The 15,158-nt window shown below is 45.3% G+C and carries 15 protein-coding genes; 14 read left to right on the forward strand and 1 reads right to left on the reverse strand.

Annotation, left to right across the window (positions count from 1 at the left end):
* Positions 1-26: 26 nt before the first annotated feature.
* From coaBC to spoVM, 11 genes are all read left to right on the forward strand, one after another.
* The gene (coaBC, locus tag HDC33_RS04740; protein WP_179391350.1) at positions 27-1,244 is read left to right on the forward strand and encodes a bifunctional phosphopantothenoylcysteine decarboxylase/phosphopantothenate--cysteine ligase CoaBC; all 1,218 of its coding nucleotides are present in this window, start codon (positions 27-29) and stop codon (positions 1,242-1,244) included.
* Positions 1,234-3,645: a primosomal protein N' gene (gene priA, locus HDC33_RS04745; RefSeq protein ID WP_179391351.1), complete on the forward strand. Its 2,412-nt coding sequence runs from the start codon at positions 1,234-1,236 to the stop codon at positions 3,643-3,645. Before coaBC ends, priA begins: the two co-directional genes overlap by 11 nt.
* A gap of 120 nt (positions 3,646-3,765) precedes the next feature.
* On the forward strand, positions 3,766-4,287 hold the full coding sequence (gene def / locus HDC33_RS04750; protein WP_179391352.1) for a peptide deformylase: 522 nt from the start codon (positions 3,766-3,768) through the stop codon (positions 4,285-4,287).
* On the forward strand, positions 4,284-5,225 hold the full coding sequence (gene fmt / locus HDC33_RS04755) for a methionyl-tRNA formyltransferase (protein WP_179391353.1): 942 nt from the start codon (positions 4,284-4,286) through the stop codon (positions 5,223-5,225). Before def ends, fmt begins: the two co-directional genes overlap by 4 nt.
* Positions 5,222-6,580 carry a 16S rRNA (cytosine(967)-C(5))-methyltransferase RsmB gene (rsmB, locus tag HDC33_RS04760; protein WP_179391354.1) on the forward strand — a complete coding sequence of 453 codons (1,359 nt, stop codon included), beginning with the start codon at positions 5,222-5,224 and terminating at the stop codon, positions 6,578-6,580. The genes fmt and rsmB overlap by 4 nt, the downstream gene beginning before the upstream one ends.
* A 32-nt stretch (positions 6,581-6,612) precedes the next feature.
* A complete protein-coding gene (locus HDC33_RS04765) occupies positions 6,613-7,374 on the forward strand; it encodes a Stp1/IreP family PP2C-type Ser/Thr phosphatase (RefSeq protein WP_179391355.1) in 762 nt (253 codons plus the stop codon).
* Entirely contained in the window at positions 7,371-9,389 is a 2,019-nt protein-coding gene (gene pknB, locus HDC33_RS04770; protein WP_179391356.1) for a Stk1 family PASTA domain-containing Ser/Thr kinase, read from the forward strand. The genes HDC33_RS04765 and pknB overlap by 4 nt, the downstream gene beginning before the upstream one ends.
* Before the next feature lie 13 nt (positions 9,390-9,402).
* Positions 9,403-10,296, forward strand: coding sequence for a ribosome small subunit-dependent GTPase A (rsgA, locus tag HDC33_RS04775; RefSeq protein WP_179391357.1), 894 nt, complete (start codon positions 9,403-9,405; stop codon positions 10,294-10,296).
* Positions 10,289-10,957 carry a ribulose-phosphate 3-epimerase gene (gene rpe / locus HDC33_RS04780; protein WP_179391358.1) on the forward strand — a complete coding sequence of 223 codons (669 nt, stop codon included), beginning with the start codon at positions 10,289-10,291 and terminating at the stop codon, positions 10,955-10,957. The genes rsgA and rpe overlap by 8 nt, the downstream gene beginning before the upstream one ends.
* Positions 10,954-11,607, forward strand: a complete 654-nt coding sequence (locus tag HDC33_RS04785; RefSeq protein WP_179391359.1) for a thiamine diphosphokinase — start codon at positions 10,954-10,956, stop codon at positions 11,605-11,607. Before rpe ends, HDC33_RS04785 begins: the two co-directional genes overlap by 4 nt.
* A 13-nt stretch (positions 11,608-11,620) precedes the next feature.
* Positions 11,621-11,767 carry a stage V sporulation protein SpoVM gene (gene spoVM / locus HDC33_RS16890; RefSeq protein WP_483315871.1) on the forward strand — a complete coding sequence of 49 codons (147 nt, stop codon included), beginning with the start codon at positions 11,621-11,623 and terminating at the stop codon, positions 11,765-11,767.
* Positions 11,768-11,838: 71 nt separating this feature from the next.
* Here the strand turns inward: spoVM and rpmB are convergent, their stop codons facing one another.
* Complete coding sequence (gene rpmB / locus HDC33_RS04790; RefSeq protein WP_179391360.1) at positions 11,839-12,027, reverse strand: 50S ribosomal protein L28; 189 nt, start codon at positions 12,025-12,027, stop codon at positions 11,839-11,841.
* A gap of 254 nt (positions 12,028-12,281) precedes the next feature.
* Here rpmB and HDC33_RS04795 point away from each other — a divergent pair, with 254 nt between their 5' ends.
* The 3 genes from HDC33_RS04795 (at position 12,282) to sdaAB (ending at position 15,131) form a co-directional block, all read left to right on the forward strand.
* Entirely contained in the window at positions 12,282-12,644 is a 363-nt protein-coding gene (locus HDC33_RS04795; protein WP_179391361.1) for an Asp23/Gls24 family envelope stress response protein, read from the forward strand.
* Between the two features lie 18 nt (positions 12,645-12,662).
* Positions 12,663-14,330: a DAK2 domain-containing protein gene (locus tag HDC33_RS04800; RefSeq protein WP_179391362.1), complete on the forward strand. Its 1,668-nt coding sequence runs from the start codon at positions 12,663-12,665 to the stop codon at positions 14,328-14,330.
* A 138-nt stretch (positions 14,331-14,468) separates the two neighbouring features.
* Positions 14,469-15,131, forward strand: a complete 663-nt coding sequence (gene sdaAB / locus HDC33_RS04805; RefSeq protein WP_179391363.1) for an L-serine ammonia-lyase, iron-sulfur-dependent subunit beta — start codon at positions 14,469-14,471, stop codon at positions 15,129-15,131.
* Positions 15,132-15,158 lie beyond the last annotated feature (27 nt).

Here is a 15,158-nt window from a genome sequence, read left to right on the forward strand (position 1 = left end):
TTGTCATTTTTAGAAGGGAAGAGATAGTGTTGCTGAATAAAAAAATCCTCCTTTGTGTAACTGGCGGTATCGCGGTCTATAAAGCTGTTGCACTGGTAAGTAAATTGTCGCAGGCGGGAGCTGACGTCAAAGTCATGATGACCGAATCGGCAAGAGAATTCGTCACGCCGCTGACATTTCAAGCGATGTCACGCAACGATGTGTTTTTCGATACGTTCGATGAAAAAGATTCCCGTGTCATTGCGCATATTGACTTGGCTGATTGGGCTGATCTCGTTGTCGTTGCACCGGCTACTGCAAACGTAATAGGTAAACTCGCACAGGGAATTGCGGACGATATGGTAACGACAACCCTTCTGGCCACCAAAGCGGAAGTGTGGATAGCCCCTGCAATGAACGTTCATATGTATGAAAATAAAGCGGTTATCCGCAATATTGTTACATTGCATGAAGATGGCTACAAATTCATTGAGCCGTCTGAAGGCTTTTTGGCATGTGGTTATGTAGGGAAAGGGCGTCTGGAAGAGCCAGAAAAGATTGTGGAACTGATAACAAAACGGTTTACGTCGCCGCATCAACTTCCGCTTTCCGGTAAGAAAGTAGTGATTACAGCAGGTCCGACCCGTGAACGGATTGATCCGGTACGGTATGTGTCTAATTTTTCAAGTGGCAAAATGGGATATGCGATGGCCGAAGCTGCCGCGGCACTCGGTGCAGATACCGTACTTATTTCTGGACCAGTCGGATTGGACAGGCCAGCTGGAGTGACTGTTATTGATATAGAAAGTGCAGCGGAGATGTTCGAAGCGGTCCGTGGACAATTCGATGATGCCTCGATTGTCATCAAGGCTGCCGCAGTTGCAGATTATCGTCCTAGAGAGGTTCACCCGCAGAAAATGAAAAAACAAGCGGGAGATTCGGTTATTGAACTTGAACGGACAACTGATATTTTGAAAACAATCGGTTCACTGAAAACGGACCAGATCCTTGTCGGCTTTGCTGCGGAGACTGAAAATGCAGTCGGCTATGGCATGGATAAACTGGAAAGAAAAAATCTGGATTATATTATCATCAATGACGTGACCGATCCGGATGCAGGGTTTGGAAAGGATACGAATGTTGTAACGCTACTGTCTAAATATGGAACGAATAAACCATTCCGAGCAATGCCGAAAAAAGAACTTGCCATACTGCTGCTGGAAACAATTATACAAGAAGAAAGTGATCAACTAAATGATCGCTGAAGTCATTGTAGATGTAGCGGCTTATCCAATCGACAGGCCGTTCGATTACCTTGTTCCGGAAACGTGGGAATCCGTAATTGAACCCGGAACACGTGTGAAAGTACCGTTCGGACCGAGGAAGGTGCTCGGCTATGTGACCAGCCTGAAAGCAGAGAGCGAACTTGCGCTTGGGAAAATAAAACCGATAGATGAGCTGATTGATTTGGACCCGGTCATATCCGAGGAACTGCTCGACTTGTCCCGCTGGCTTGCTGTTGAGACATTGTCATATGAAATCGATGCACTGCAAGTGATGCTGCCTGCTGCTATGCGCGCCAAATATGAAAAATTCATCGTTGTCGAGGACCCGGAACGGATTGAAGATGAGGATTTCAACGCTTTTCTTGCGGGCAGGAAACGAATTCCGATGAAAGAAGTGGATACATCCGGGTTGGTGAGGACTTTAAAACGCTATGCGGTGCAGGGAATCGTCACAGTTGATACAGCTATAGGCCAGAAGACAGCGATGAAAAAAGTACGTATGATCCGTATGGCTGATGAAGAAAAACTTAGGGAACTGCTTGAATCCATTCATTCAAATGCAAAAAAACAAGCAGAATTAATCCGCTGGATGATTGAACATGCAGGACAGACAATCAGTGCGAAACAGTTGATGGAACAATCTGGAATTCAGCCAACGGTACTGAAAGCGGTTATAGAAAGAGGCGCGGCTTTCGAGGAACTTGCTGAAGTTTATCGCGAACCGGATGCACCTCAACTGAAAGATACGGCAATACCCGAACATTTAACTGACGAACAGCAATTTGCACTTGATCGCATTGCAGCATCGTCTGATGAACAAAAAGCACAGACATTCCTTCTTCATGGCGTAACGGGCAGTGGTAAAACAGAGGTGTATTTACGGGCCATCAAACGCGTTTTGGATAAAGGTGAAGATGCTATTGTTCTCGTTCCGGAAATCTCGTTGACGCCGCAAATGACGTCACGATTTAAGGATCGTTTCGGCCCGCTCGTCGCTGTTATGCACAGTGGCTTGTCCGCTGGCGAGAAATACGATGAATGGCGGAAAATAAAACGGGGGGAAGTAAAAGTTGTCGTCGGTGCCAGATCGGCGATATTCGCCCCGTTTGAAAATCTTGGAATACTTATTTTAGATGAAGAGCATGAATCGACGTATAAGCAGGATGATACGCCGCGTTACCATGCCAGAGACGTTGCCATTAAGCGTTCTGAATTTTATGGATGTCCTGTCATCCTTGGCAGTGCAACTCCTTCACTGGAATCGTATGCCCGGGCATCGAAAGGCGTTTATACATTGTTGACATTGACAAAACGTCCAAGAGAACAAGCACTTCCAACGGTAACGGTTGTTGATATGAGGGAAGAATTGAAGACGGGCAACCGATCGATGTTTTCGTTGCCGCTTGCGGAAGCGATCCGGATTCGGTTAGAAAAAAGAGAGCAGATTGTCCTATTCCTGAATAAGCGTGGCTTTTCATCCTTTGTCCTATGCCGGGATTGCGGGACAGTCGTTGAATGTCCGAATTGTGATATATCACTCACCTATCATCGGGCACACGAACGGTTGAAATGCCATTATTGCGGTCATGAAGAACGGGTACCGCTTGATTGTCCCGAATGCAAAAGTGAACATATACGGTTCTTCGGAACGGGAACTCAGAAAGCGCAAGAAGAAATTGCAAAACTGTTTCCGGAAGCACGCGTCCTTCGAATGGATGTCGATACGACGAGACAAAAAGGTTCACATGAACGGTTGCTCAGGCAGTTCAGTGAAGGGGAAGCGGATATTTTGCTTGGGACGCAAATGATTGCAAAAGGGCTAGATTTCCCGAATATCACACTCGTCGGCGTGCTCGCGGCGGATACGACGCTGCATCTTGCCGATTTCCGTGCAGCTGAAAAAACCTTTCAACTGATGACGCAGGTTAGCGGACGAGCGGGCCGCCACGAATTGCCTGGAGAGGTGTTCATTCAGACCTATTCTCCTGAACATTACGCAATCGATTTGGCAAAGGCGCAGCATTATGAGCCTTTCTACAATATGGAAATGGCAGCAAGAAAACAATACGGCTATCCGCCATTTTATTTCGTCACACTCGTTCAGTTCACTCACGAGGATTTGTTGAAAGTGGCCGATTTCGCCGAGAAGGCCACCGGCTATATGAAAGCGAACTTATCCGCGGATACAGTCGTCATCGGACCGACCGCAGCCGCTATCAGCCGTGTGAACAATAGATATCGTTACCAATGTTTGATAAAATACAAAAAAGAGCCGAAGTTGACGGAAACGTTGCAACAGCTTATTAAGTATTACCGGACGGACTGGATAAAATCAGGACTTACAATGACCGTTGATGTAGAACCGGCGTCCATATATTAATAACAACAGCGCAAGCGTCTGGGCGCCTGAAGTCCAGACGTGAAATCGCCGTATCTGAGCTGATCCACAGTACAAAGTTGTATAACATCTTAGATAACAAGACAGAAAAGAGGAAAAGATTTGGCAATACGAGAAATTGTGAAGCATCCGGCACCGGTTCTTCAACAGTCATGTAAAGAAGTAGTGAAATTTGATAAGAAGCTTGCAAAGCTGCTTGACGATATGTACGACACAATGGTGGCTGCTGATGGCATCGGCCTTGCTGCACCGCAAATCGGAGAAGCTGTACGTGTCGCTATCGTCGATATGGGCGAAGGACAAGATGTCATTGAAATGGTGAATCCAGTTGTGACGGCAATCGGCGGTTCGGAAATTGAGGTGGAAGGCTGTCTCAGTTTCCCGGATTTATTCGGCGAAGTGGAAAGACCGTTTTTTGTCCGTGTTGAAGCACAGGAACGGAATGGTGCTTTATATGAACTGGAAGCGGAAGATTATGAGGCACGTGCTATTCTCCACGAAATCGATCATTTGAACGGTGTTTTGTTTGATTCGAAGATCATCCGTGTCGTTGATCCGTCGGAGTTTGAAGAATTGGTTGAAGAAGAAGTTGTGGACGAAAGCGGTGGAGGTGGACAGCGATGACGAAGATAGTTTTCATGGGCACACCGGAATTCTCGGTGTCGGTCCTGACGATGCTTTACGATGAAGGACATACAATCGCGGCAGTTGTTACGCAGCCGGACAGACCTGTAGGACGGAAACGGGTCTTAACGCCACCTCCAGTTAAGGTGGAAGCGCTTCGCCTCGGATTGCCGATTATTCAACCTGAAAAACTGAAAGGTTCCACCGAACTTGATGACATCATCGCGCTCGAACCCGATTTAATCGTTACCGCCGCGTTTGGCCAGATATTGCCAAAAGAGCTGTTGGAAGCACCGCGATTAGGGTGCATCAATGTACACGCTTCCTTATTGCCTAAGTATCGCGGCGGTGCACCGATTCACCAAGCAATTATGGACGGTGAAACAGAAACGGGCGTAACAATCATGTATATGGTTGAAAAACTCGATGCAGGCGATATCATTTCCCAAGTGACTGTTCCCATCTCAGATACTGATCACACAGGTAGTATGTTTAAAGCATTATCGGTTGCGGGCACAGCACTGCTTAAAGAAACACTGCCTTCTATATTGAACGGGACAAATGAGCGGACTGTCCAGGATGAATCACTCGTAACATTTGCACGTAATATTTCCCGTGAACAAGAACGGATTGACTGGTCTGAGGGCGGTAAAACCATCTTTGATAAAATTCGCGGGCTTCATCCATGGCCGGTTGCATATACCGTATTCCAAGGTGAAAACGTGAAAATCTGGTGGAGCGAAAAAAGCTATTCGAACGAAAATGCACTGCCGGGGACAATTATCGGAATTGAAAGCGACCGGATTCTTGTGAAAGCTGGCGATGATACTGCTGTCGCGTTAACGGATCTTCAACCAGCCGGAAAAAAACGGATGACTGCGGATGAATTCATTCGCGGAACCGGATCTAAATGGAGTAAAGGGGACCGTTTCGAATGAATACTAGACCGAAAAAGAAAATATGGAACGGCAACGTCCGAGACGCGGCTCTTTCGATACTGATGGAAATAAATGATCATCAAGCATACAGCAATCTCTTGTTGCATAGAACAATCGAAAAATATGGTATCGAAACGAAAGATCGGGGATTGTTGACTGAATTGACCTACGGTACGCTTCAACACCGCATGACACTCGATTATTACCTCGAACCGTTCGTCCGTGGGAAATTGGACGGCTGGGTACGCGAACTTCTTAGATTGTCGTTATATCAAATCGTCTACTTGACGAAAATACCTCCGCATGCCGTGGTCCACGAAGCGGTCGAAATTGCGAAAAGACGCGGCCACAAGCGGATTGCACCCACTGTCAACGGCATTCTCCGTTCCGTATTGCGCAAAGGTGTACGATCACTTGATGAAATGAAAGATGGCACTCTGAAAACATCCATTGAAACGAGTCATCCAGAATGGCTCATTAAACGGTGGAATGAACAATTCGGGGAACAGGAAGCGGCTGTAATGGCACATGAAAACAATCATCCCGCTGCGATGACAGTTCGTGTTAATACAGCAAAAGCGACTCTTGATGAAGTCATCGCCTCATTGGAATCGGAAGGTGTAGAAGTGAGAAAAGGCGAAGTTGTGCCGGAATGCATCATTTCAGAAAGCGGTAATCTCGCCAATACAGAAGCATATAAAAAAGGCCTGATTACAATCCAGGATGAAAGTTCGATGCTTCCCATACTTGCACTTGATTTGTCCCCAGGTATGAAAGTTCTGGATATGTGTGCAGCCCCCGGAGGGAAAACAACCCACATCGCTGAAAAAATGAACGATGAAGGGGAAGTATTCGCTCATGATCTACACGAACATAAACTGAAGCTTATTGAAGCCAATGCAAATAGACTTGGCCTCTCGTCAATCAAAGCGTTAAGCGGAGACAGCCGGAAACTGAGGGAACTATATGAAGCATCTTCATTTGATCGTATTCTCGTCGATGCTCCTTGTAGCGGTCTCGGTGTCATTCGTAGGAAACCTGAAATTAAGTACAACAAATCACAAGCGGATTTCGATGCGCTAACGGATATCCAATCGGATCTTCTTGACACGGCCCGCGAATTGATCAAACCTGATGGAATAATTGTCTATAGTACATGTACTGTTGAATACGCTGAAAACCAAGGGATGGCTGAACGTTTCCTTGCACGGCACGATGATATGGAAAAAATCCCGTTGCATCAATTGGCTGACAACGAGAAATTGGCGATTGAAGACAACACTCTTCAAGTGCTCCCGCAACATTTTGGCAGCGATGGATTTTTTGTCGCGGCATTCCGAAAAAAAGGTCAGTAATAGAGCGGTTCGATTCAGAAAAGGGGGGATGGATGTTGCAATTTGAAGTCTTGACTGATATTGGAAGAAAGAGGACCGTCAACGAAGACAGTGCAGCTGTCTACACACATCCTGAGGGGATTATCCTTGCTGTCGTAGCGGATGGGATGGGCGGTCACCGTGGGGGGGATTTTGCCAGTTCTACGGCAATCAAAGTTATCGGTGAACAATTCATGAAGCTTGATAGTTCAAGATTCGAAGCGGAAGAGAATTGGGCACAATGGTTGCAGGAAGCCGTCAACCATGTGAATACGATGCTCTTCGAATATGCAAACGAAAATGAAGAGTATAAAGGAATGGGAACAACGCTTGAGGCTGCTCTAATCCGTGGTCGTTCCTGTCTTTTGTCACATACCGGCGACAGCCGTGTCTACGCAATCGATGACAAAGAGATACGCCAAGTGACGCGAGATCATTCTTACGTCAATGTGCTTCTCGACAGCGGTGAAATCACTGAAGAAGAAGCCGCAGTCCATCCGCGTAGAAACTGGATTATGAAAGCAATTGGATCGGAAAAGACGATTACACCGGAGCTGTATTCGTTTGAAGTGAAGGAAGGGATGTATGTACTCATTTGTACAGATGGACTCAGCAATAAAGTCGAACAACAGTTGATGCATGAAATTGTCATTGCAGATTCAACGTTGCGTAAAAAGGCGGAGCAACTAGTAGAATTTGCGAACAAGATGGGCGGGGAAGACAATATTTCCGTCATTTTGATTGAATCTACCGAAGTGGAGGTGTCTACTCCATGATCGGCAACAGAATTGGCGGACGTTATGAAATAGTCAAAAATATCGGCGAGGGCGGCATGTCAAAAGTCTATCTTGCACATGACGTCATCTTGGACCGTGACGTTGCCATCAAAATCCTTAATTATGATTTTGCGAATGAAGAAGCGCTGAAGAGAAGGTTTAAACGGGAAGCGCTTTCTGCGACAAGTCTCACACATCCGCATATTGTCGATATATTCGATGTGGGTGAGGAAGATGAACTTCACTATCTAGTGATGGAATATATTGAAGGTCAGACGTTGAAGAAATTTATCCAAGAAAAAGGTCCATTGACGCCAGAACAGGCAATACCGATTATGCAACAAATTGTGTCTGCCATTGCGAATGCCCATCATAACGGCATTGTACACCGTGATGTAAAACCCCAAAACATCTTAATGGACTCGGACGGGAATGCGAAAATCACTGATTTCGGTATTGCGATGGCACTAAGTGCAACAGCTCATACGAAAACAAACTCGGTTATCGGTACTGTCCATTACTTGTCGCCTGAACAAGCACGCGGCAGAATGGCAACGAAGAAATCTGATATTTACTCATTGGGCATCGTATTTTATGAGCTTTTGTCAGGTGAATTACCATTTTCAGCAGATACAGCGGTCGCTATCGCATTGAAGCATTTACAGGAAGAAACACCTTCCGTAAAGAAACTATTCCCTTCAATTCCGCAAAGCGTGGAAAACGTTATATTGAAAGCAACTATGAAGGAAGCTGCATATCGCTATGATTCAGCTGATGAAATGTATGATGATCTGCTGACGGTTTTGTTGCCGGAGCGTGCTGATGAAAAGAAATTCGAAATTGTGTTTGACGATGATCGAACCCGTGCCATACCGATTGTTAATGAATCGGCGAAATTCGATAGTCTTGAAGAGACAAAGAAAATAGAGCCAGTGAAGCTCGAACAAACAACCCCGCCTCCGAAAAAACGCAAGAAGTGGCCATTTATCATTGGTGGCATCATAGTCGCGGTCATCTTGGCTCTCCTGGTTTTCTTTTTGCCAGGCTTGTTGGGGCCTAAAACAGCAATTATCCCCGATGTATCTGGATTGGAAGAAACGGAGGCGGCAGATCGACTGCTTGAAGAAGGTTTCGAAGTGGATGAAAGAACGGAAGAGCCGTCTGAAGAAGTTAAGGCGGGGGAAGTAATCCGGACCGTACCGGAGGCTGGGAAGAAAAGGGATGTCGGCTCTGCCATCACATTATTCATTAGTACAGGAAAAGAAAAAACGAAGCTTGCCGATTATGTCGGCCATGATTATTCTACAATTACGACACGTCTAGCAAATTACGGTTTCAAATCAATAGATTCCGTAGAGAAGTTTTCCGAAGAGCCTAAAGGGACAATCCTGGAACAAGAACCGAAAGTGGGAGAGGATGTAGTTCCTAGTGAAACGGATTTAGTATTTACGGTAAGTAAAGGGATAGAGGAAAGAGAACTCAGTAATTTAATCGGCTTCGATGACAATCAGCTGAATGAATATGCGAAAACGTCCGGTTTCCGTATTGAGGTAGGAAAGAAAGAGTATTCTTCCACAGTAGCTGCAGGCCGAGTCATTTCACAGGATCCGTCGGCGGGAACAAAAATCGTGAAAGGCGGAAAAGTTAAAGTTACCGTCTCAAAAGGACCGGCGGAAAAACCGTATAAGCTACTTATTAAGACGGTAACTATTGAATATGATCCTAAAGTGAATGAACTCGCCCCCGATGATGGCGATGGCGATGTCGGAGATGGGGAAGAGGAAGACGGCGACAGCGATGAAAAGCAATTGGAGCCCGTCCCGCAAACAATTAAAATTTACGTTGAAGACAAAACACATACAATGTCCAAACCGTATGCCGAATTTACGATAACTAAAAATACGGTGAAACAGATTGAAATGAAAATTGAAGAAGGTAAAAGCGGCACATATAGAATAATGCGGGATGATGAGCAAATTGATGAACAGACGATCAATTATAGTGACGCCAAATAGAAGGGGTGAAAGAATGCCGGAAGGACAAATCAGAAAAGCGATCAGCGGGTATTATTATGTGGAAAACGATGGGGAGATCATTCAGTGCAGAGGTCGAGGTGTTTTCAGAAACCGGGGTGTCCATCCGCTTGTAGGGGATTTCGTGACCTACGTGCAAGTTGAGGATAATGATGCCACAGTTACTGAAGTACACGAACGGTTCAATGAGCTTGTCCGGCCGCCGATTTCAAATGTCCACCAGGCGCTGCTTGTCTTTTCCGTTGTTGAACCAGCATTCAGTCTTTATTTGCTGGACAGGTTCCTTGTTGTTGTTGAATCGTTCGGCGTAAAGCCGATAATTTGCCTGACGAAAAAAGATCTTGCTGATGCTGATGAATTAAGAAAAGTAACTGAATCTGCAGCGTATTACACCAAAATGGGTTATGACGTCATAGAGACTTTCATTGATGATCCGAAACTTACGGCGTTATTGAAACCGTATCTCGAAGGAAAAACAACCGTTCTTGCGGGTCAGTCAGGTGTCGGAAAATCGACGCTTTTGAATACAGCACTTCCTGAACTCGACTTGAAGACGGGTATCATTTCGGAAGCGCTTGGACGTGGGAAACATACGACGAGACATGTTGAACTGCTTGAAATGTCAGGTGGTCTTGTCGCAGATACTCCGGGTTTCAGTTCACTTGAATTCGATCATATTGAAAAAGAGGAACTGTCCCGTTACTTCATTGACATGGATGAAGTTGCTCCAAACTGCAGGTTCCGTGGATGTCTGCACATGAAAGAACCTAAGTGCGCAGTAAAAGACATGGTGGAGACCGGTGAAATCCCGCGTCATCGCTACGATCATTACTTGCAGTTCATGCAAGAAATACTTGACCGAAAGCCGAGGTATGAAAAACATGATTAAAATTGCACCATCCATTTTGGCGGCAGACTTTTCAAAGCTTGCCGAAGAAGTGAAAGAAGTCGAAGCAGCAGGGGCGGAATTAATCCATATCGATGTCATGGATGGCCATTTCGTTCCCAATATTACAATGGGGGCAATTGTTGTCGAGGCGCTTAGGCCCGTAACTAAATTGCCGCTGGATGTCCATTTAATGATTGAAAATCCTAATATGTACATTGAACAGTTTGCAAAGGCAGGAGCGGATTACATCACCGTCCATGTGGAAGCGTGTCCGCATTTGCACCGAACGCTCCAGCTGATCCGGTCGTACGGTGTGAAATCAGGTGTCGTGTTGAATCCACATACACCAGTCGAAACGATTCTTCATGTCCTTGATGAAATTGATTTAGTGTTATTCATGACGGTCAACCCCGGATTCGGCGGACAGAAGTTTATTCATTCCGTCGTTCCGAAGGTGAAGCAGCTGGCTGATATTATCCGTGAAAAAGGATTGGCGATTGAAATTGAAATCGACGGCGGCATCAATGAGGAAACGATCATTCCTTGTGTCGAAGCGGGCGCTACCATCCTTGTCGCAGGATCGGCCATCTACAATGCACCTGATCGCGCGGAGGCATTACGCCGTATTAAAACCGCTGGTGAAAGTGCGCTGGGGAAATGAAATATGCCGTCGTCTGTGCAGGTGGACCTGCATCGGAAATGGCTGACTTGACGGAGTTCAATAAGGAAGATACGGTGTTCATCGGGGCGGATCGGGGAGCATTGCATTTATTGCAAATGGGGATTATTCCGCATGAAGCGGTCGGAGATTTTGATTCCGTTTCGCAGAGTGAATATGATAGGATAGCCGATTCGGTTCATCTAATCGGGAGATTCCGTTCAGAAAAGGACGAGACCGACACGGAGCTTGCGGTCGAACGTGCTCTTTCCTATCATCCCGAGAACATCATTCTAACCGGAGTTACAGGAGGAAGGCTGGATCATATGGAATCTGCCCTTCATCTCCTGTATCGGCTTCAGAAAGAAAATAGAAAAATAGCATTTTCAATCTGCAATGCCACAAACGAACTTCTGATTCTTTTACCTGGAACTCATCAAGTGAAGCCGGAAAGCCGTTTCCCCTACATCTCATTTTTTCCATTTGGCGGCGGGGTTACAGGACTTACACTTAGCGGATTCAAGTACGAAACAGTAGACGCCGTACTAGAAACAGGCATGACGTTATTCACTAGCAATGAACTGGTTGCAGAAGTCTGTACTATCTCGTTCCATAAGGGCATATGCTTAATGGTAAGGAGTTCAGATTCCTGAAAGGAGTGGGGAATTGCGAGTTTATACATTTACGATGCCGAAGTTTATAAGTGGGGTTGTACGGAAGTGCATGGTTGTTTTCCAGAAGGACGATAAGCCGAAAGCCACTGCTAGCAACAACAAGAATAAAAAAAGGAAAAAAGAAAAAACGCCGGGCTGAAGAAATTCAGCCCGGCGTTTTATTTTCCTAAAGCTTCAGCGCTTAGGCGCTGAAGTTTTAGTTACAATCCATTAAACACGTTGAACTTTACCTGATTTAAGGGCTCTTGCAGAGACCCATACACGTTTAGGTTTACCGTTAACGAGAATACGGACTTTTTGAAGGTTCGCACCCCATGAACGGCGAGTTGCGTTCAATGCGTGGGAGCGTGCATTGCCTGTACGGGCTTTGCGACCTGTAATAACACATTCTTTAGACATAGTAGTACCTCCTTGCGAATGATGATTAAGTGCTTTACTTCTTTATTCGCATACCATAATAATGTATCATATGAAGAAACGTGTTGCAACCTTTTTTGTGACATCTTTCAAGGTAAATACCTTTACACGTTTAACTTCATTCAGCGGGATCTAACCTGTGGCGTAATTGATCGTCCTAATTATGCTTTCTTTTATTATTATAACAGGTATAGTACAATTGGATAAGAGAAAAAGGTTCCAGGGGGGATAAAACCATGTCAATCGAAGTGAAGAATGAATATGGCAAAATCGATATTACGAATGACGTTATCACCCAAGTGGTTGGGGAAGCGGCTATCGAATGTTATGGAGTTGTCGGTATGGCTTCAAGGCATCAGATCCGGGATGGCCTAACCGAAATTCTCGGGAAAGAAAATTTCGCACGGGGGGTCATCGTCCGTAATGTTGGCGAAGATACACATATCGATATGTATGTCATTGTCGGATACGGCACGAAAATTTCAGAAGTCGCCTACCAAGTACAATCAAAAGTGAAGTATACATTGAAAAAGACAGTCGGCATGACTGTGAAATCTGTTAATATTTTTGTCCAGGGAGTCCGAGTGACGAACCTGTAAGAGGAGGAAATAATTTCTATGAAAACCATAGATGGTTTACAATTTGCGGAAATGATAAAAATGGGTGCTCACCATCTTTATCAAAATGCCGACTACGTCGATTCACTAAACGTTTTCCCGGTACCTGATGGCGACACCGGCACAAACATGAATTTATCAATGACATCAGGGGCGAAGGAAACGGAAGAAAACGCTGTAGATCACATCGGTCAAACCGCACAAGCGTTATCGAAAGGATTGCTGATGGGGGCACGTGGTAATTCGGGTGTCATCCTTTCACAGCTATTCCGTGGCTTCGGAAAAGCGATTGAAAGTGAAGCCTCCGTCGATGGTGTGAAATTCGCTGCGGCATTGAAGTATGGTGTTGAAACGGCTTATAAAGCGGTTATGAAACCAGTAGAAGGAACAATATTGACAGTCGCGAAAGATGCATCCAATGCCGGAGTGGAAAAGGCCGCTACGACGGATGATTTCATTGAGGTAATGGAAGCTGTAGTGAAAGAGTCAAAAGCTTCACTTGAGCGGACACCCGATTTGTTGGCGGTATTGAAGGAAGTGGGCGTCGTCGATAGCGGCGGTCAAGGTCTTGTCTATGTATACGAAGGTTTCTTGGCATGCTTGAAAGGCGAAGAACTTCCGGCAAGAACAATCGTTGAGTCTATGGAAGACTTAGTTAGCGCTGAACATCATCGCAGTGTTCAAGGATTCATGAATACCGAAGACATCGAATATGGGTATTGCACAGAGTTTATGGTGAAATTCGAGGACGATAAACTGCTGACGAATCCATATGATGAAGCTGAATTCCGACAAGGATTGAGCCGATTCGGCGATTCCCTTCTTGTCATTTCCGATGACGAAGTAGCAAAAGTACATATTCATACGGAAGAACCGGGAGACGCACTAGGTTACGGTCAAAAGTTCGGTTCTCTTATTAAAATTAAAATCGAAAATATGCGTGAGCAACATCTGGAAATCGTCGGTGACAATCATTCGGTGTCAAACATGCCGAAAAGAGAAGCCGTCAGACATCCTTACGCGATTGTCACGGTCGCTATGGGAAGCGGAATTTCCGAATTGTTGAAAAGCGTAGGTGCTTCAGCGGTCATTGAGGGCGGTCAGACGATGAATCCTTCAACAGAAGATATCGTCAAGGCCATTGAGGAAGTGGGCGCTGAACGGGTTCTGATTTTACCGAACAATAAAAATATCATTATGGCGGCTGAACAAGCTGCTGAAATCATCGGCATCGAAGCAGCTGTCGTTCCTACAAAAACAGTGCCTGAAGGGCTTGCGGCCATTCTTGCTTTCAATCCGGAAGCGGAAGTTAGTGTAAATGCTTCTGCAATGACGGAAGCGGCATCGTTTGTAAAAACGGGACAAGTCACACATGCAGTAAGAGATACGTCGATCGACGGCGTCGAAATCACAAAAGCAGATTTCATGGGCATTTCAGGCGGCAAAATCATTACATCTGCACCTTCGCTTGAAAAAGTCATGAAAACACTGTTGGACTCAATCATCGATGCAGAGGATGAAATCGTTACAATCATCTATGGTGAGGACATCGATGAGAAAGATGCTTCTGCAATCGTAAGTTATGTAGAAGATAATTTCGACCATACGGAAGTGGAGCTGTATAACGGCAAACAGCCGTTGTATCCATATATCATTTCAGTAGAATAAATTAGGAAAGAGCAGTGCGCTTATGAAAAGCCGCACTGCTTTTCTTTTGCTTGGAATGGAAACAACATCTTTTGTCTTTATAACAATTATCGTGTAAAATGAATAATAGTATATTCTTACTAATGGGGGGTAGTGTCTATGAAATACAGATCAGTTTTCGATATTATTGGACCTGTCATGATTGGTCCATCATCTTCACATACTGCCGGCGCTGCAAGAATCGGCCGTGTCGCTCGGACACTTTTCGGCCGACAACCGGAATGGGCTCGGGTCCATTTATATGGTTCTTTTGCAGAAACATATAAAGGTCACGGTACGGATGTAGCTATCATTGGCGGATTATTGGATTATGATACATTCGATGAACGCATCAAATCGGCGTTTGCAGATGCAGAACGTGTTGGATTGACGTTTGAATTTATTCCCGAAGAGGAAGAAGCGATACATCCCAACACGGCCCGTCTTGTTATTGGGGATAGCCAAGGTGTTATGGAGCTGACTGGAATTTCGATAGGTGGCGGCACGATGGAAGTTGTTGAACTTAACGGTTTCCCGCTCAGGTTGTCAGGTCATTATCCTGCGCTTCTTATCGTTCATAATGATCGTTCCGGAGTTATTGCAAACGTTTCCAATGCGATTGCAAAACTGAATATCAATATCGCGCACATGGAAGTTGACCGGAAGGAAAAAGGGGAAATGGCACTTATGGTGATTGAGGTCGACCAAATGATCGACGACGCACTGATTAATGAGTTGGAAGCATTGCCTGATGTAACGCAAGTTTCAACATTGGCAAACTAAAGAGCGGTAAACGGGAGGGGAAACATA

Origin of the sequence: Sporosarcina sp. JAI121 (assembly GCF_013408665.1) — a bacterium.
In the GTDB taxonomy this organism is placed as follows: Bacteria; Bacillota; Bacilli; order Bacillales_A; family Planococcaceae; genus Sporosarcina.